This window comes from Methylobacterium sp. 2A, assembly GCF_009806555.1.
In the GTDB taxonomy this organism is placed as follows: domain Bacteria; phylum Pseudomonadota; class Alphaproteobacteria; order Rhizobiales; family Beijerinckiaceae; genus Methylobacterium.
This window is the reverse complement of the sequence record NZ_VUOK01000049.1, coordinates 1-17438: the sequence shown is the minus strand read 5'-3', so window position 1 is coordinate 17438 and position 17438 is coordinate 1. Positions and strand designations below refer to the sequence as shown.

The 17438-nt window shown below is 60.0% G+C and carries 16 protein-coding genes; 6 read left to right on the top strand and 10 right to left on the bottom strand.

What is annotated here, in order from left to right; genetic code table 11:
* The first annotated feature begins 593 nt into the window (after window positions 1–593).
* Window positions 594–2081, top strand: coding sequence for a VapE domain-containing protein (locus FVE89_RS22505; protein WP_342390031.1), 1488 nt, complete (start codon window positions 594–596; stop codon window positions 2079–2081).
* Window positions 2082–2317: 236 nt separating this feature from the next.
* Here the strand turns inward: FVE89_RS22505 and FVE89_RS22500 are convergent, their stop codons facing one another.
* Both FVE89_RS22500 and FVE89_RS22495 read right to left on the bottom strand, forming a co-directional pair.
* Window positions 2318–2938: a recombinase family protein gene (locus tag FVE89_RS22500; RefSeq protein ID WP_160536502.1), complete on the bottom strand. Its 621-nt coding sequence runs from the start codon at window positions 2936–2938 to the stop codon at window positions 2318–2320.
* Window positions 2939–3212: 274 nt separating this feature from the next.
* Window positions 3213–3845 (bottom strand): hypothetical protein, encoded by a 633-nt coding sequence (locus FVE89_RS22495; RefSeq protein WP_160536501.1) that lies wholly within the window; start codon window positions 3843–3845, stop codon window positions 3213–3215.
* 167 nt (window positions 3846–4012) lie between these two features.
* On the opposite strand from FVE89_RS22495, the gene FVE89_RS22490 reads away from it, so the two are divergent.
* Window positions 4013–5317 (top strand): hypothetical protein, encoded by a 1305-nt coding sequence (locus FVE89_RS22490; protein ID WP_160536500.1) that lies wholly within the window; start codon window positions 4013–4015, stop codon window positions 5315–5317.
* 243 nt (window positions 5318–5560) lie between these two features.
* Here the strand turns inward: FVE89_RS22490 and FVE89_RS31575 are convergent, their stop codons facing one another.
* Window positions 5561–5683, bottom strand: a complete 123-nt coding sequence (locus FVE89_RS31575; RefSeq protein ID WP_281409002.1) for a hypothetical protein — start codon at window positions 5681–5683, stop codon at window positions 5561–5563.
* 289 nt (window positions 5684–5972) lie between these two features.
* Here FVE89_RS31575 and FVE89_RS22485 point away from each other — a divergent pair, with 289 nt between their 5' ends.
* A complete protein-coding gene (locus FVE89_RS22485; protein WP_160536499.1) occupies window positions 5973–6473 on the top strand; it encodes a hypothetical protein in 501 nt (166 codons plus the stop codon).
* 63 nt (window positions 6474–6536) lie between these two features.
* Here the strand turns inward: FVE89_RS22485 and FVE89_RS22480 are convergent, their stop codons facing one another.
* Together FVE89_RS22480 and FVE89_RS22475 are read right to left on the bottom strand one after the other, a co-directional pair.
* Window positions 6537–6845: a hypothetical protein gene (locus tag FVE89_RS22480; protein ID WP_160536498.1), complete on the bottom strand. Its 309-nt coding sequence runs from the start codon at window positions 6843–6845 to the stop codon at window positions 6537–6539.
* A gap of 8 nt (window positions 6846–6853) precedes the next feature.
* Window positions 6854–7801 (bottom strand): DUF4238 domain-containing protein, encoded by a 948-nt coding sequence (locus tag FVE89_RS22475; protein ID WP_160536497.1) that lies wholly within the window; start codon window positions 7799–7801, stop codon window positions 6854–6856.
* 109 nt (window positions 7802–7910) lie between these two features.
* On the opposite strand from FVE89_RS22475, the gene FVE89_RS22470 reads away from it, so the two are divergent.
* Complete coding sequence (locus FVE89_RS22470; RefSeq protein WP_160536496.1) at window positions 7911–8567, top strand: hypothetical protein; 657 nt, start codon at window positions 7911–7913, stop codon at window positions 8565–8567.
* A 66-nt stretch (window positions 8568–8633) separates the two neighbouring features.
* Here FVE89_RS22470 and FVE89_RS22465 read toward each other — a convergent pair whose 3' ends face one another.
* The 5 genes from FVE89_RS22465 to FVE89_RS22445 form a co-directional block, all read right to left on the bottom strand.
* Window positions 8634–8933: a hypothetical protein gene (locus FVE89_RS22465; RefSeq protein WP_160536495.1), complete on the bottom strand. Its 300-nt coding sequence runs from the start codon at window positions 8931–8933 to the stop codon at window positions 8634–8636.
* Window positions 8934–8974: 41 nt separating this feature from the next.
* Complete coding sequence (locus tag FVE89_RS22460) at window positions 8975–9322, bottom strand: hypothetical protein (protein WP_160536494.1); 348 nt, start codon at window positions 9320–9322, stop codon at window positions 8975–8977.
* A gap of 21 nt (window positions 9323–9343) precedes the next feature.
* The gene (locus FVE89_RS22455) at window positions 9344–9547 is read right to left on the bottom strand and encodes a hypothetical protein (RefSeq protein WP_160536493.1); all 204 of its coding nucleotides are present in this window, start codon (window positions 9545–9547) and stop codon (window positions 9344–9346) included.
* Window positions 9544–10656 (bottom strand): hypothetical protein, encoded by a 1113-nt coding sequence (locus tag FVE89_RS22450; protein WP_160536492.1) that lies wholly within the window; start codon window positions 10654–10656, stop codon window positions 9544–9546. Before FVE89_RS22450 ends, FVE89_RS22455 begins: the two co-directional genes overlap by 4 nt.
* A 229-nt stretch (window positions 10657–10885) precedes the next feature.
* Window positions 10886–15844 carry a type ISP restriction/modification enzyme gene (locus tag FVE89_RS22445; RefSeq protein WP_160536491.1) on the bottom strand — a complete coding sequence of 1653 codons (4959 nt, stop codon included), beginning with the start codon at window positions 15842–15844 and terminating at the stop codon, window positions 10886–10888.
* 304 nt (window positions 15845–16148) lie between these two features.
* Between FVE89_RS22445 and FVE89_RS22440 the strand changes: the two genes are divergently transcribed.
* Window positions 16149–16667: a DUF488 domain-containing protein gene (locus FVE89_RS22440; RefSeq protein WP_160536490.1), complete on the top strand. Its 519-nt coding sequence runs from the start codon at window positions 16149–16151 to the stop codon at window positions 16665–16667.
* 31 nt (window positions 16668–16698) lie between these two features.
* On the top strand, window positions 16699–17367 hold the full coding sequence (locus FVE89_RS22435) for a hypothetical protein (protein ID WP_160536489.1): 669 nt from the start codon (window positions 16699–16701) through the stop codon (window positions 17365–17367).
* Window positions 17368–17438: the final 71 nt, after the last annotated feature.

Here is a 17438-nt window from a genome sequence, read left to right as displayed (position 1 = left end):
TGGCGGAAGCGGATGGGAATCGAACCCACCGTACGCTGTTGGCGTACCGCTGGTTTTGAAGGTCGATGGCTCGTAAACCGCCCCAGATTGGTGTTTCCAAAAACCCAATCAGCATCGATCCTTAGCGGATTTTCGGACGTTGAGCCTCGTCGAGCCGCGCGTGGTGGGGTCGGCACAGTTTCCGAGGAGCGATGAGCCGACATGGGCCTGTTCCCCTTCTCCTCAACGGTCTCGCTTCCTGCCCGTTGGGGGCCATCGTGTCCCTCATGGTCAGGACGGCAGCCTCGTCGCGAGAACGCTAGGTGCGGCAGTCCGCCGCACCCCCCGTTTTTTTATCGCCGCCGGCCGGGGTGGTCGGGGATAAGTATCCCAGGCACGTTGGTGCCTCGGCCCCGAGCGGGGGACTGCTCTCGTCAGCGACGCTAAATACGGGTCCAGGCAATTGCCGCCTGGGCGCGCGGCGTTGACGTTTCGCAATCCTTTGACCCGCGGGGGGCCGCTCCCCCTCGCGGGTTTCATTTTTTGACCTAAAGGATTGTTTTTAAATGTCTATTCACGCACTGCCAGTTGCGGCTGGCTCCGATAGCGCGCGGGTGCATACCCGTCAGGAACTGGTCACGTCCGCCCTCGCGGACTTCACCGCCGGCCTAATCCAGGGCGTCATTCCAGACGCCCAGTTCCTCGCCACTCAGCTTGACGGTCACGACCATCCCGACGCACGCGCCTGGATCAAGAAGAACGCCCACATGCTGGAGTTCACGATCAAGGAGTACGAGAGGGAACTGCGCCTTGTCCGCATCCGCAACGACCTTGGAGCCATACCCCAGTACCCCGCGGAACTCGTTCGGCTGGTCGTTGAGCGCGATAAGATGACGTGCCTGTACAACGGCCAGATCGCCAAGGATGGTCTCAAGGTCATCGAAGGCGAGGTTGTCGGCAAGGCCGATCTGGCCATCCCGCTGATCGCCGACAAGGTACACTTTGCCCACCCCACCAGAGTGAATCTCGACGCGTTCATGCGGCAACTTCGCATGATCTCCGACAGGCACCGTCTCGGGTTTGCGGATCGAGCCATCAACGATGCGGTGATCGAGTGGGTCGAGTTCGCCCGCCGCGAGCGCCGCTTCGACCTCTACGCGACCTTGGCAGGTCCGCTCGTCCCGGTCTCGCAGCAGGATGAGGCCGAGTGTCTCTGGCTCGATATCGGCCAGAGGCTCTTCGTCACCTCCGAGGACATGCCGGCCTCGTTCGTCGTCGCCGTCCTGAAGAAGTTCATGCATCAGGTGAAGCGCAAGCTGCGCGGCCTACCCGTCTACGATCACCTCATGCCGGTGATTCTCGGCACCCAGGGCAAGGGCAAGTCCACCTTCGTTCGAGCCATGCTGAGCCCGATCAAGGAACTCGTGCTCGGTGTGGACTTCAAGATGATCGAGGACGACCGCAACATCGATATCTGGGCGAGCTACGTCCTGTTCATCGACGAGATGGGTTACGCGTCGAAGGCCAACATCGACACGATCAAGAACGCCATCACGGCCGAGGCCCTGACCCGCAAGCCGCTCTACACGAATACGAAGGTCGAGATTGAGCAGAACGCCACCTTCATCGGATGCTCCAACAAGACCCTGGAGCAGTTGATCAAGGACCCCACCGGCATCCGCCGGTTCGTCGCCCTCCGGTACAGCAACGACCCGGACTGGGAGTTCCTCAACACCCTGAACTGGGCGACGCTCTGGAAGAGCGTAGATCATGAAGGGCCGTGCCCCATGGCCTCCTTCAAGACGGTACTCGTCGAGGTACAGGAAGAGAGCCGTGAGATGGGTCGGGTCGAGCATTGGCTGACCGACTTCAACCCGACCCGCATCGACGGCTTCAGCCTCGATGACCGCGGCCGGGTCAAGGCGAAGCTCCTCTACGAGTTCTTCCGCGAGTTCGAGGAGAGATACTATCCCGGCCCGCACAAGACGAGCCTGACGGAGTGGGGGCATGAGATGCGCCGCATGGAGCGGGACGGCCAGAACGCCCGCTTCAAGCACCTGGGCAAGGTCGGCGGCAACGTCCAGTACGAGTTCCTGGGCTGATGCAGGACAGGGCCAGGACACCTCCAACCGAGGGTGTCCTGGCCAGCCCGCCGAGCTTCCGCTCTGCGGGCTTGACTTTTTAGGACACTAGGATAGTTAGGACAGAAGTATAAGAAATTTAGATACGGATATCATGACTCGAATTGGCCGCGGTACTTCTGTGGTCCTGCTGTCCTGCTGTCCTGCCCTCGACTTCTTCCCCCTTCGATACCTTCACCATACCGCCCTGCGCGGCCTCACGCAGCGGCGGCCTGCTCGACCTCGGCCTGCATCGACGCCCTGACCCGCTGAACCGAGGCGGTACCGGCCCCGGTCGCTCGGGCGACCTCACGGATGCTCCTGCCGCTCTCCAGCATCGCCCGGATCGCCTCGACCCGCTCGGCCGGCATCGGCGGGCGGCCCAACCGCGTGCCCTTGGCTCTGGTCCGATTAAGACCGGCCACAACCCGGTCGCGGATCATCGCGGCTTCGAAGTCCGAGAAGACGCTCAACATGCCAAACATGGCGCGTCCCCCCGGCGTCGTGCTGTCGAGCCCTTGAACGTGTAGGTACACGCCGATCTGCCGGTTCTGTACCTCGCCCAGGAAGGCGACGAGGTCCTGAAGCGAGCGGCCCAGCCGGCAGACGCTCCAGGCTGCTACGAGATCGAACTCCCGCCGGGCGATCCCCTTGAGGAGCGCATCGTAGCCCGGCCGCTGATCCCGGCCCTTGGTCCCGCTCACCCCCTCATCCGTGAAGACGGCGATGACGACCCAGCCGAGCCGGGCCGCGGCGGCATGAAGCTCGCGAAGCTGGTTCTCGACCGTCTGGTTCTGGTCGGTGCTCACACGGGCGTAGAGGGCGACGCGTCGGCTCATACAGGCAGAATCCCATGATCCGGCTCCGCCGGCCACCCGATCCGAAAACACATGGTTCCCGATACAGCCAGGGCAGACGGTCGGCGGCGATGGTGGAGTGAGCAATTACAGGAGGTTAGCGGGAGGGTCGGCGAAGCCCTACCGCCAGGGTTTTTGGGACAGGGGGAGGAGGCAAGCGCGCGGCCAGGAGAGGTCGAGGATCGTCCACTGAATGGACGAAACGAGGAGCGCGAGAATGACGAGGCTCGGGAAGGCAACACGTGCCTGGAAGCAGTCAACACCACCGAAGCTTGAAGTAAACAGCGTCAGCTAAATCGGAGAAAGTGATCGTGACACACCGGTTTTCAACCGTGACGCGAGCCGCGCCCTGGAGGAATTCTTGAGTCCAACTCTTCATCTCGACGAGGGTCGCTTCATCCGGCACCGTGACTTTCAGGGTTAACCCTTCGTCATCTTCGTCGGTCTTGCATAAGCTTTTACTCTCTATCCCATCGACGAACCGCGCTTGCGCAAATGTAGAGAGTGCATAGGCATCGATCTCCGTGACTGCTCCGTCAGTGAGCACACTGACGACACGACCCACTAATTCTCGCCCCTTCGCGGTAAGAAAGTATGCCTCGGAGCGCGCCCCGCGCACACCGCGATCACTCATGACAAGAGCCGGACCTTCAGTATCAGCAAGGTTCGCCAGCAGGCGGCTCGCTCCTGAAAGCGTCTTGAGCCCAAGAACCTGCTGAATGTCGCTGATGTTTGGTACGCGTGGATTGTCCTTCTGCATGGTCACACCGGCAATCCAGATCAGCGCTATCGCGGCAGGCAAGCTAATTCCCTCACGATGCAATAGCAGGAGTGCTGCCCCAGCACGTGCAACGGCATCGCCCTGGTCCCATTGCGCTGATTTCGACACGCTCGACCCCTTTAATCCACCGCGCCTCTCTACCATAAATCCCGCCGTTCGTCATTGATGCCGATCTCACGCATCATACTTGCCTACAGGAGAGTATGATGCTAACAGGATAGAAGATGAGCGCCGAGACATGAGCGCCCTCTTCTCCCTTCCGTCTGAGGATCGTCATGCAACCGACTGAGCGGGCACCCGAGAATGCCGGCGAGAACCCCGGTCTCGCCAAGAGCCCCGATCCCATCGAGAGCGCCGATCCCATCGAGAGCGCCGATCCCATCGAGAGCGCCGATCCCGTCGAGAGCACCGGTCTCGCCGAGAGCCCCGATCCCATCGAGAGCGCCGATCCCGTCGAGAGCACCGGTCTCGCCGAGAGCACCGATCCCGTCGAGAGCACCGATCCCGTCGAGAGTACCGGTCTCGCCGAGAGCCCCGGCCCCGCCGAGAGCCCCGATCCCGTCGAGGGCATTGCCATTGCTGAGCACGCAGCGGCTGCCGGCGACGCTCAGGCCGCCGAGGAAGGCGGTGCCGTCAACGCTGCTGATGCTGATGCCAGTGCCAAGGTTTCAGATGTCATTACCGTGAGCGTGAGCGAGGATGCTGGCAGCGGCGCTAATGGCACCACACGCACTGAGACTCCGGAGAGCGCTGCGGCTCACCAGAGCACCGGGCCTGCCGGAGGCACCGATAACGCCAAGGATGCTGCCGCCGCCGAGCATACAGAGGCCGACAAGAGAAACGGGGACAACGAAGGCGCAAGCAACTCAGCCGTGCGAAAGCCGACCTCCTCGTCGAACAGCAGCACGATTGATCAAGTTGCGAGAGCTATCTCGGATTACAACAAAATTGAGACCGAGAGCGGCGAATCTTTGCGGAGCGCGAGCTTCGACTTGGTCGCCTCGGTGTATGTTCTTGCTGCCGAATCGAAAGACGACAGCAATATTCTAGGTGAGTTAAATAAGCGCGCAGACCTCAAAGGCATGCGCGGCAGAGTAAGCCATGAGCAGCATGTTCTCACGGCTTCTCTGAAGATGTCGGGTCGAAAGGTGAATAGAAGCACGAAAGGGCTCTGGACCAAAGGCGTCGAGGCACTCGCGCATGTAGGATTGCCTGCAAACTTCCAGGCGGCGCGTGACTGGTTCGATGTGCGTGAGGATGTCAACGGCGACGGTCAGCTACTGGCTGGCTTTGAGAAAGCTCAAGCGATCTGCAAGGGGCAACGGGAAAGCGAGGAGGCCAAGCGGCTCGCTGAGGTGCGTGAGGCGAAGAAACAGGAGCGCTGGAAGGCGCTTACCGAGAGCCGCAAATTCAAGACCGAGATCGGCCATATCAAAATCGCCGAGTCTGCTGAGCTTGAGGAGGGTGCGTACGTTTTCCAGCTTGGTCGGGTTGGAAAGAATAAGATCACAATGCTCGACGTGTGCATCACCGAGCAGGAAGTCGTTCGCAAGCTTGTGCTGACGGAGGAAAAATCTTGAGGCGAGCAAACGTCCACTCAATGGACGTTTGCTCGCTTGTTGCTTTCCGCCCCAATGCGAAGGGCCGCCCAGACCATTCGCTAACCGCAATGCCCTAGACGATCAGTCTCCACTGGATAGAAGCGGACGAGCCCCGCTGTACCCGAAGAACCTGCGCCGCTCCGGCACCTTCAAGGGAGGCGTACAATGCTTGTGTGCTCCCTATACGAGGGCCGGCAGCTAATCGCAGTTGACGAGGCCGCCTTACGGATCATCCGCCTGATTGACGGCCTCGTTGCGACCGGGGAGGACCCAGTCGGGTTGGTTGATGACGACTACGACTTCATGCTCGTGGTGGCCGGGCAGCAGATCGCTGACCTCGTTCATTAGGCTCAAGGTTTCCGCATCTTGCGCGGACTTCCGTTGGAGCCTGACCGGGCAGGAGGACATGCACATCCTTTTCCCATTCGCGTGCGAGGCGCGGGTAGCGGCGTTCAAAATCGCAACTTTTTGGGCTTGAGGCGGTCTGGATAGCTTTTCCGCGTCGCTACGCCCCCATGTGGCCAGCCGAGATCGAACAGGCTCGACGAAGTGCCGGCCGCGCCCTGCGCGCAACGCGTAACCAAACCAGAAAGCTCATCAAATTATGACAAAACATCGCCTCACGGCATACGATATGAGCGATCCTGCTGTGCTGAAGGAATTGGAGGGGGTTATCGGTGAGGCCGGTGTCGAAGACTGGCGTCATAGCTGCATGGTCTTACGGGCCGCAGAAGCTGCAATCCGGCTCCCTTATCTCGAAGACGAATACCGCTCCTTTCCCCGCTTCGCGGAGCATTATGCATTCCTAAAGCGGCTCGACCTCCGCCTCGGGGTGGACAGCAAGCTGGTTGATTCGATCAGTGGCGTCATCCAAGTCTGCTCCTTGGAAGGTGTACCTTCGGAGCTTCCCGCCCACAAGGATGAGGTCCTGACCGAGGTTGAGTTCAGCGCGGAAGAGCTTGGTTCATGGGCCATGAAGCGCTACTTCACGCACACCCCACTCTTCACGGCGACCACCAATGACCCTGCCGACATCCGGGTGGCGCTGGAGGCTTATGCGGAGACCCTCTTCTTCGAGTTTTTGGCTCAGACATTCAATGCGATGCTGGACGAGGATGCGGCGGGCGCTGCCTGAGCCGGAGGGACGATCACCTCGGACACTTCCTCACGCGGCGGCGGTCTCCAACGGTAGGCTGTCTTACCCGAACAGCAGCTTGAACCAGAACGCCTCATCAGGGTCTGCAAAGCGGAAGAGGCGGCTGGCAATGCGGTGTTGGCCATCGCGTATCGGCTCGACCTCGTAGCCACCTTCGCAATGCGCCTTGATCCAGCGCATTCGTGTTTGATGTTCCTGAGCAAACCTCCGCTCCCCGAGGGCATCCTCGTCCAAGCCGATGCAACGAACGGTGTGCGGTGTGGCGGCGCGTCGGGCATCATCCACGAAGCCGCGCTTCACGCCGGGCGGCAGATTTTCATTGAGCTTGGAAAAGTCGAGCGGCGGCGTCATGCACGTATTTAGCGACGGGCGCGTCGCTCCCGACGCTTCAGCATGGCCCAACGTTGCTCGATCAGCGTATCTGGGATCGTATGCTCCGGATCGACACCCATGAACTGCTGCACGTACTGTTGCTGACGTAGGCTCGCTCCCCAAACGTATTGCACGGCTCGCCGCGTCACATGCTCGTTCATGAACCGCACGAGATGGGCACCTTCGGTGTTCTGTAGCGTGGAAACCATCCGTGGCGTCCTAGCTGCCCAGAACAGCGTCTTCGGTCCGGTCGGCAGTACGATGTGGAATTGTGGGTCATCCATGCTGAACGCCCATACGAGGGGCCGATCAGAGGTGAGCAAGGCCGGCGCGTTCAGGGGCATGTGCCGAAAGCCCCAGACCGTGTTGATGAGGCGCTCCCCAATCTTCTGGCTGTCGGCTAACCCTGTCGAGACCTGTAGGGCGACGTGGTTCAGATCGTCGTCGTTTCGCTCCTGCTCCAAAGCGGCCCGCAGCGTGCGAGGATCATGCGGCCGGCGACGCCGTCTGTACGAGCGCTCAGACTCCCGCGTCGGATTGAAGATGTCACGCTCAAGCTCCCGCCTGATCGCCTGGATGGTCTCCGGTGTACGGAAAGTGAGGCTCATGATGAAGCGCGCCCACGATGAGCGCTGTGCCGAATCCGTCTCGAAGTTGCCCCTCTCGAACCGATCAAGAACCCGAGATGCCTTCATATCGACAGGTGTGAAGAATCGGTCCTCGTAGCCGTTTCGGAGATGCTCCGGCAGGTGGTCCAAGTAGTAGAGCTTATCGACGTACCCGGTCTGCTTCGGCGATACCCACCGGTAGCGAACATCGGGTCGGTTGGGGACGGGTCGGCTGAACTCTAGGAGCCGATCACCACCGAGTTGCCAGCGTTTGAGGTAGAATTCCGGGACATAATGGTGCCGCCGCTGAGGCTTGCCGGTTGCCATCCCGCCCGGTTAGCACTGCTTGATTCCGCGGTCGATGCGGTCAGCCGGTCCTACCAACCTGGGAAGAAACGGCGGCTCCGCTTCTCACACCGTCAATGAGGATTGGCCTGTGAGCCTGCATCATAGCCACCACGCTGAGTTCGTGCGGCTCGGCCGACCAGCCTCGTGGACCGGCGGTATTCCCGCATCGTGGGCCACAGCCCTCATCGACTACGAGGGTGGTCCGTTGCCGACCAGCACTATCACCCGAGCCGATTTGAGAGCGTTCTGCCGGTCGCCAGATACGACACCAGAAGCTTGTTTCGTCGCCTGCATGGCCTGGGGCATGATGCGCGGTAAGAACCGCCGGCTCTCCTGGGAACAGCGCCATCTCTGGGTTCCCATCGTTGAACGGCTGCGTGAGGGCGGAATCAGTCGGGAAGCCGCTTATGCGCTGTTTCATGAAGCCGACATTCCAGGGCTCCGCACGGCATTCTTCACGAAGCTGATCTTCTTCCTGCGCCCGAACCCAGACGGCTACATCCTCGATCAGTGGACGGCTAAATCGGTCTCCCTGCTTTTCGTACCACAGTTCATCACCATCAACAGGGACGGGTGGGTTACGCCAGCTAACGACGCTAACGTCTACCGGAGGTACTGTGAGATCGTGGAACACCTTGCTCAGGTTGGCGTAGAGGATGCCACCGTCATCGAGGAGAAGATGTTCGCGGGCGGTCGAAAGGTCCAACCCTGGCGGCAATATGTTCGTGAGCACTGGCGACGCTGAGGCTGGGCCTACAATCTCGCGGTCAAGCTGATAGGGCACAGACCCTAACACGTGGCGCTGTCGTCCTCAGATCGAGAAGCGCTCACGCAAGAGACGAGAGGTTTCGGTGTGAACCATCCAGGCCCCTGGCCGCGTCCGGATGAACTCCGAACCACGCACAGCCACGAGGCGCTCGATCACTTCGGCGCGAAGGGCCGGGAAGTTGGCGTCGTGCAGTGCCCGAGAGCGCCGGTAGGCAACCTCCTTGTGATAGAGCGCCAGCACATCCAGCAGTGGCAGGTGCGCCTCGCGACGCAGCGCGTTCCGGCGCAGGATGGCGGCGAGGATGGCCACCTTGTTGATCTTCACCGGCTCCGCTGCTGCCATCGACATGGCTCTCAAACAGTCCCAGCCCTGCAACTGAACGCTCACCGGACGGCGGCAGCCTTCCTCACGGTGCGCAACCGGAGCAGGAATCCAAATGCAGCCTCGGCCACGAGCAGGTCTCTCTGCGCCTCGGCTCGACGCTCCTCATCGGCTTCGGGCCACGGTGACAATGCACGACGCAGCGTGGTTCGCGCTTGAATCAGCAAATCCAGCACGCCCGATGCGGGATGGCCATCCTCGGGGCCATACCAGCGTGCGGAACTCCGCCAGACCTCTCTTTCGAGCGCCTCGATCAGCGCGGTAGCCTCAGCAAGGTCGAGCCGCAGGCTCTGCACCTCGGCCTGCAACTTCTCACAGCGCTGCCGTATCGGAGCAGGAGCATCGCTCAAGCCACGCACAGTCCGTCTGCCTCAGCGGTCAGGTACGAGGAAGGCGGCGATGGTATTGCCGTAGCCCACTGTGTGGCCGTTCGGCAGTCGCGTGGTGTTCGACGGAACGTCGTAGATCGCGACGATATGGCCGAGGCGGTTGCGCGCCACGATGGCGTTGGAAAGCGCCTTATCGTCGAGATGGCCGAGTAGGTGGCCATTCCGATCCCGGATCGCGTGCATCAAGCCGCCTCCCTCAGCAGATCGGTTAGGAACGGGTCAGCCTCGCCCTCCTCTCCGATCCAGACGCCGAGGAGGTTCAGGAACGCACCGCCGGCAATGGTCGGAGGAACACCGATGGGGCTGAGGACACCGAAGGTGGAGAGCTTGACGCGGATGCGCTCGGCCAAGTCCGGATCGAGGTCGCGGTTCCTCGGCGCTCGAAGGTCCTCGACCAAGAAATGGCCACCAGTCAAACGGCGGAGTTCGATCACGGCGGGGCCGCCGTCGCCGACCCATTCCAAGTAGCAGCGCAGGCCGGCAGCAACATGCCCGACTCGGTCGGCGGCGCAGTTGCGGAAGCGCCGGCCGAGCTTGACCATCTCAATCCCGTTCAGCACGCGCAGATCGGGATCGTTCGCCGGGATCGGTGGAGCGAACGGCATGCGGGTGCCCCGCCGTAACCAGCACTCTGTCCAGCGCGCCAAATCCTTGTCGGACTGCCGAAGGCCGTCGAGAGACCGGTGCAGTGCTTCATCACTCGCTCGCGGCACCAGGGCGCGAACGAGCGCGAGCGCCGCGTGTAGGGGCTCGACCTCTCCCACGGCGTGAACCCGGTGAAGCACCTTCTGGTGGAGCAAGATGGGGTGGAGACGAGCGGCCGTTTCGATCATGTCGGCGCTGATACGTCCGGGCATCTGACGCAGCAGCTTGGCTCGGGCTCGATGCTGCGGATTGGCGTACAGGTCGTGGGCGAGGCGATAAACGCCGCGAGGCAGCGGATCACCTCCGGTTCGGGCGAGCAGACCGAGATATCCGTCCGGTACGCTGCCGTGGATGGCCTGGACGATTTCACGAGCACGCAGGACCAGCAGTGCGCGAGCCGCCTGTGCCCAGATGTCGAGATCGGGGTAGCAGAGTGCCGGCGCAGGAGGCCGCAACCGGGAGGCGACATCCATGACACCGTCGAACTTGATCTCGGCCAGGGCCGAGAAGATGGCGGCACGCCGAAGATGGGAGGCGTAGAACACACGGTTGATGAAGCCGGGACATGCCGCATCAAGCAGGCAGGCGGTTTCGAGGTAGGAACCATTAAACGGACGCGGCCGACGAAGCTGGCGAGCACTGTCCGGCATCGACCCTCCTGACCACGGAAGAGTCGATTAGAATCTCACAAATCTGTGCTGAGCGCACCTCGTTTGATGCCGGACAGTTAAGATACCGAGAATGCTTCATCTTGGCCCGAGGACGCTACGGAGCCGGCGAAGCCCAGTAGCAACCTGCGCTTAGACTGAAGGCACGTGTGCCGCATGGTCGGCTCTATGGCTCAGGGGCGGATCGGCCGCGCCAAGAAGGCGACGAGGGTCACTCGGCAGCCATTGATTCAGATTTTTGGGCCGGATCAGCCATGATTTCCAACGGCGGCAAAGACCGAACAATGGCCACCGTTTCCAGGCTGACGGTGATAACTCTCTGGAATAATTTGAGGGGGTAAGCAGGCCCGTCAGCGGTCCCAACGGCATAGTGGTTGGCATCGTTCATGATCCCACTAGCCTTGTCAAACTTGACGCATTGGCGCTCCATTACCCATTCAAGCGCCGGCTTTCCGTTCACGATGTACTCATAGGCGGCCAGCGGAATGCCGGTCATCGTGATATTGGCGTTGTAGACAACTGTGGTTTTGTCGGGATTTGACCTCTTGCCCGCAAAGCGCATCTGCTCGACCCTGTAGAATGACTTGGGGTCAGAGATGTTGGCAAGCCGCAGGTCGCCCTGGGTCAGTGTAACGGCGTAAGGCTCGACTGACTCGTAGCCGGCGTGAAGGTCGCCGAGTTTTCGGCCTGCCTCGACGAAAGCTCGGAAATTGTTAATGCCGCGGACACAAGGAATGCGGGGTAATTCCTTTAAGAGATTGTCGGCGAACCGCGACCGGTAATCTTCCGAATGAAGAATACCATATGTATAGTAAAAAACGTCTTCCTCGGAAATATTAGCGCAGGAGTAAGTGGATCGGAAGTGTGCGAGTCCTTCCTCGGTGAGTGCGTCGCGCATTCCCCGGCTGGCCTTGTGATCAGGCTCATGAGACAAATTCATGCTCGTTTGCAGGCCGTCGTTCCCTGCATCCTCATCGACTTCGTAGAGGAACCTAGGGAAGCACTGGCCGCTTCGAAGAGTGTGGAGGCTTGGCAGAGTGTCTGACATAAGAACAGAAAAGCCGCTGTCGTCGGAAATACCGCCGACGCAGATGACGCGATTGACCGCCCGAGCATTCGGGAATATCCGAGGCATTTGGTATACCATTTCATTGAAATTGCGATTATAATACATCCATTGCTTTGAGAATGGACGGTACAGGCTTGGAATCAAGCAATCTTCATCAAAGGAGAAAATCTTGTTTCTGACCAGATCGGACTTCAGCGCCCTAGTCCAGCTAATGAGTTTCGGGTCGGGATTAACGAAACTGTCGGCCGACTTTGTTTTTGTGCTTCGATCACTATTCAGGTGCGCACTTTGAAAGCGGGCCGTTTCAGCGTTATAAACGCCAATCATTCGTCTCATGTTAGCGGCCACTGCTTCTCGGCTTGCGTTGTAGCACCACGCATCCCGGTTTGTGACAACGCCGAGCGAGAAATTACTAAAGAGTTTTTTAGCGTCTCCCTTTTTGTCGCCCATAACGATGAAGTTAGTGAAGCCACTATCGCGCTGGTTCAGCCAGTCACCGTGATCATCTGGGACCAACTTCGTCCAGCTTAATTTCATCTTTTCGGAACTAACTGAATGCAGAGCGCGCACGACGTTCAGTTTGTTCACTGTCGAAAGATCATTGCCTATGTCGTAATAGAAAATACTTCCCTTCTCGGCAGAAGAGTCATTCCGAACAAGGATCGAAATAGCGATCCCCGACATGCTGCCGCTTCCAAAGATGTTTTGGCCCTCTCTCGCCTTGCCCTTGCTGAGCATATTTTTGCGAATGTCACCTCTCAAATTGACAATGTATAAATTTGAGAACTCATCGGCCAGAGTCTTTCGCAATCCGTCCATCGAAGAACGAGTGATGAATCCCGATGCTGTGACGAAGCCGATTACTCCTGACGTGCCTATGCGGTCACTCGCCCACCGAAGTGCGCGAACGTAACTATTAAATAAGCCCTTCGATAGTGTTGCATTTGAGAGCGCAGCGTATGTCGAGCGCACTCGATCATCGAGCTTAGGGTACACGAGATTTTCTGCGTTATCGTTCTCGCTTTTTTGGCCTTCGGAGTAGGGTGGATTACCCATGATAACTTTGATATCGAGCGCCTTTTGACGGGTACGGCGGTTGCTGTTGTCCGCCATCAGGTCGCAGATGAGATCGTGGTCTTGTTCGTAAAGCTGAAAGGTGTCGGTGAGACAGATGCCCTCGAAAGGTTTGTATTCTTCGCCCGAAAGGGTGTGATAGACGGCTTCAATGTTGATCGCCGCAATGTAGTAAGCAAGTAGCACCATCTCATTGGCGTGAATTTCGTGCAGATATTTGTGCGCTAACTCCTCGGGTCGGATCAGCCCGGACTGAAGCAGCCGTGTGATGAACGTACCAGTGCCGGTGAACGGATCGACGATGTGGACGCCGGGACTGCCGAGCGTCTGTCCGAACTCGGCCTGGAGCACGTCGTTCACGGAATGGATGATAAAATCTACAACCTCGACCGGCGTGTAGACGATCCCGAGCCGGTCCGTCATGCGGGGAAAGGCGTTGCGGAAAAACTTATCGTAGAGTTCGACGACGATGCGCTGCTTGCCTTCGGCGTTGTCGATGCCTTGCGCCCGCAGCTTAACGCTTGCGTAGAATTTCTGGAGCGACTCGGCCTCCTTTTCCAGATTATGTTCGTCCAGCTTGTCGAGCACAGACTGCATCGCCATTGAGACGGGGTTGTGCCTGGCGAAGCTGTAGTCCTCAAAGAGAGAGTCGAACACCGGTCTGGTGATAATGTGCTGGGCGAGCATTTCGATAGCCTCAGCTTCGGAGATGCTCTCGTTCAAATCGTCTCGTATTTCTGCCAGAAAATCTGAGAACGCGTCGCGCTCCCGACCGGGCTTCTGCACCACAGCAGTGATGCGCGTTATGTGTGTCTGAGCGATCTTGGCGATGTCGCCCGCCCAATCTTCCCAATAATCCCGCCGCCCGCACTTCTTTACAATTTTCGCCATGATTGCCTTGGCGAACTCGTCAAACACGAACTCGATCTGACCGGGACCGACCTCCTTCGACGGACTGTCGGCGTCCCCCTCGTCCTCGGCGGCTGCACTGCCGCGACCGATGTTGGCGGTGCCTCGCGCCTTTTCCGTCTTCGAAGGCAACTTGTTGCTGACCGCGATCACCTCGATGTGATCCGACACGTCAACGCCGAGGTCCATCTTATTGATGGTGGCGTCAAAGCGCTCGTCGTGCGAGCGCAGCGCATTCAGAATCTGCCACACCACTCGGTAGCGCTCGTTGTCGTTCAGCGCCTCCTCCGGCGTCATCCCAGCGGGCACGCCAATGGGCAGGATGACGTAACCCATGCGCTTGCCCTCGGCTCGGCGCATGACCCGGCCGACCGACTGCACCACGTCAATCTGTGACTTGCGGGGGTGCAGGAACAGGATCGCGTCGAGCGCGGGCACGTCCACACCTTCAGACAAGCAGCGCGCGTTGCTCAGGATGCGACAGGTGCTCTCACCTTCATCGGCCTTGAGCCAGTCCAGGCGCTCAGTTCGCCGTTTCGCGCCGAAGGTGCCATCGACATGCTCCAGTTCGCACTGAAGCGGCGCGCGCCCGTCCTCAACATCCCGGCCCTCGTCCGAATCAAGGTAATCCGCGACCACGGCCCCGAACTGCGAGCAGATCAACTTGGATGACGCGATATCCTTACAGAAGGCGAGCGCACGGTGCATCGGCTGCGGGTCGGACGCGATGTCCTCCTTCAGCCCGGCCTTGGTCAGCGCCTTGTAGCAACCGATGATCTTAGTGGCGTCGTCGAGCTTGAGTTCGTTGGTGCCATCGGCCAGCCGGCGCTGTATGCTGGTGCTCACCATCGCCTCGTCCACAGCGAGCACGATCACCTTGTAGTCGGTGAGCAGCCGATTCTGAACCGCCCACCCGAAGCCGCGCTGGAAGAAGGTCGGACCGAACAGGGCCTCGTCATCCATCGAGCAGAGTTCGACCGATCCCTCGCTCGCTTTGGCCTTCGCGTCGGCCCCGAACACGCGGGGCGTGGCCGTCATGTAGAGGCGCTTCTTGCCGCGGATGAACGCGCCGTCATGCACTCTGATGAAGTTGCTGTCCTCCTCGCCGGGAAACCGCGCGCCCGTGGTGCGGTGAGCTTCATCGCATATGACGAGGTCGAACTCGGGCAGTCCGTGCCGGCTCTGGGCGTCAGCAACGGCCTGGATCGACTGGTAGGTGGCGAAAACCACGGTCATGCGGTCGGCAGCAGGATTCGCGACCTGCTGGGCGAGTTTCGCCGCGCTGGTCGTCGCTGGATAATCGAGGTCGTGGGCGTCGATCTCCGCGGCATCGTCGCTGCCGACGCGACGCTTGCCGACCTGGGCGTCTGAGCACACTGCGAAGGAGCGTAGGGCCGTCTTCGAATCGATGGTCCACTCGCGCACGGACTGCGACATGAGCGATAGCGAAGGCACGAGGAACAGCACCAGCCGGCCCGGTCCTGCGAGCGCCTCCGCGATCTTGAGCGCCGTGAACGTTTTTCCGGTGCCGCAAGCCATGATGAGCTTGCCCCTGTCCCCTCCGGCGAAGCCGGTGCGGACGCAGGCCACCGCCTCAATCTGGTGCGGGCGCGGCTCCTTTTTGGGAGCCACAACTACGGTGTTACGCAGGAGGAATGCGCCCCAATCGATTGGGCTCTGCTCCAGGCGGTCGAGGCCGACACGCGTGGTGGCGATCTGCTGGCCGTCGAGAGCTTCCTCGGCGTTCGTGCTCCACGCCGCATCCGTGGTATCGATAATGAGGCGGCGGACGAAGTGCTGCTTGCCTGAAGCGGTGAAGAAGCTGTCGATGTCCGACTTCTGAAGATGGTAACCGGATCGGTAGAACTTACATTGGATCGCGCAATAACCATCAGCACCGCGCAGCTTGGCAACTGCATCAATGCCAGTATCCTTCGCGCTCAGACCACGAGCTTTGGCCCAGTCTGTAAACGTCCAGGCGTCCTCGTACTCTTGCGCCATGCCAGGATCGTTCTTGAGAAATACGACCGCGAGCCGTTCGAAGTAGGTTCCTTTCTCACGCTCGCTGTGCGCCACCTTGCGAAACTGAGCCAGAACGGCGCGCACATCGTTTGTCATGATTTCCCCACCGGGACCGCTCTTGGGCGGCTTTACGCCCCGCCCTATCGGCCTTTCTCGAACGCGGAGACCGTAACTGGCGAAGGCATGGCCTACAATTTGAGGTCGGATCGGCCCGTGTCGTTCCGGTGATGGTGAGGCGGGGCTGCAACGCTTCGATGAGCAGAGACGAAGGGCAGAACGGCGATCCGAGGACGGTGCAGGTGCCGGGTGCGAAGCCCTTGCTTATGGTGTAGCTCGTTCTGGATCGGGCGCAGCGCGGCTCCGCTGGCTGTGATTAGATCGGGAAAGTGGGAGCGGCGCGGTGCCCAAAACGTTCTATACGATTGGCTACGAGGGGACTGATATCGAGCGCTTCATCTCTACCCTCGTTGCGGTCGGGGTCAGGACCGTAGCCGACGTGCGAGCAGTCCCACATTCCCGCAAGAAGGGCTTTTCCAAGCAGAGGCTGCGAGCAGCGCTCGCCGAGGCTGATATCGCCTACGAGCATTTCCTCGATCTTGGCGATCCGAGAGAGGGTCGCGAGGCGGCGCGCATGGGCGACTATGATCGCTTCAGGGCGGTGTTCTCAGCCCACATGGACACGAGCAACGCGCGCGCAGCCCTCGATGATCTGGCCCGTTTAGCTGACGCAAGCGCTACCTGCCTTTTGTGCTTCGAGCGTGACCCGCAGGTCTGCCACCGTTCGATAATTGCGCTGAGGTTGCAGGATCGTGGTATGAAGGTTTTCGATCTCTACGGTGACGCGCCTTCACGATATGTCCATCATGCTCACCGCGTGCCGCGTCACAGTGCTGGTCAAGGCGCTCCCACACCCGAGTAGGCGTTACGGAGAGACGGTATGCTGCGCGGGCGTGACGCCATCAGGCGAGTGGAAGCGCCTCTACCCAATCCGTTTCCGACATCTACGTGAAAACAAATTTGCACGTTGGCAGTGGGTAGATTTTCGCTATCGTCCCCCAACAAATGATCGACGGGTAGAAAGCTGCCATGTCGCCGAGGAGACGATTGCAGTCAGCGCGAAGCTCCCCCAATCGGAGCGTCTTCGGCTGCTCGGGCCGATGATCGCTCCTTCTGCTGCACACGCCGCAGCAGCAGGACACTCACTGGCGCTAATCCGCCCGTTAAACACCCGCTTCCACTGGCGACCGAAGAATTCCTCTTTGATCGAGAAGGAGCGCGCAGCCTATCGCGAGGCCGTAGCTCAGAAGGGTTTGTTCGACCGCGACGACCTGCGTGCCCTGGAGCCGCTGCCCTACCATTTCCGCTTCTCTTACCATGACGCAAATGGTCCTCACCACGGCACATGTGAAGACTGGGAGACCAGCACCACGTTTTGGAAGTGGCGTCGAGAGTATGGAGAGACAAGCGCCTTAGAACGTTTGTCGGGCATTTACAATGACGAGTACCCTCGCCGTGGGATGATATTTGCGATGGGCAATATGGCCAAACGTCCAAATATCTGGCTTCTCCTGGGTGTTATTCGACTAGACCCGGAACCGGGCCAGCTTGATCTCCTTTGACGCCGATGTAAGACGCCCACTTACCTGAAGCGTTGCCCTATTCTCGCGCTCCTCGTTTCGTCCATTCAGTG

Bases quoted from the DNA above. Each gene is read 5' to 3' on its own strand.
- FVE89_RS22500 (WP_160536502.1), bottom strand. From the start codon at position 2,938: ATGAGCCGACGCGTCGCCCTCTACGCCCGTGTGAGCACCGACCAGAAC.
- FVE89_RS22490 (WP_160536500.1), top strand. From the start codon at position 4,013: ATGCAACCGACTGAGCGGGCACCCGAGAATGCCGGCGAGAACCCCGGT.
- FVE89_RS31575 (WP_281409002.1), bottom strand. From the start codon at position 5,683: ATGAACGAGGTCAGCGATCTGCTGCCCGGCCACCACGAGCATGAAGTC.
- FVE89_RS22485 (WP_160536499.1), top strand. From the start codon at position 5,973: ATGAGCGATCCTGCTGTGCTGAAGGAATTGGAGGGGGTTATCGGTGAG.
- FVE89_RS22480 (WP_160536498.1), bottom strand. From the start codon at position 6,845: ATGACGCCGCCGCTCGACTTTTCCAAGCTCAATGAAAATCTGCCGCCC.
- FVE89_RS22475 (WP_160536497.1), bottom strand. From the start codon at position 7,801: ATGGCAACCGGCAAGCCTCAGCGGCGGCACCATTATGTCCCGGAATTC.
- FVE89_RS22465 (WP_160536495.1), bottom strand. From the start codon at position 8,933: ATGGCAGCAGCGGAGCCGGTGAAGATCAACAAGGTGGCCATCCTCGCC.
- FVE89_RS22450 (WP_160536492.1), bottom strand. From the start codon at position 10,656: ATGCCGGACAGTGCTCGCCAGCTTCGTCGGCCGCGTCCGTTTAATGGT.
- FVE89_RS22445 (WP_160536491.1), bottom strand. From the start codon at position 15,844: ATGACAAACGATGTGCGCGCCGTTCTGGCTCAGTTTCGCAAGGTGGCG.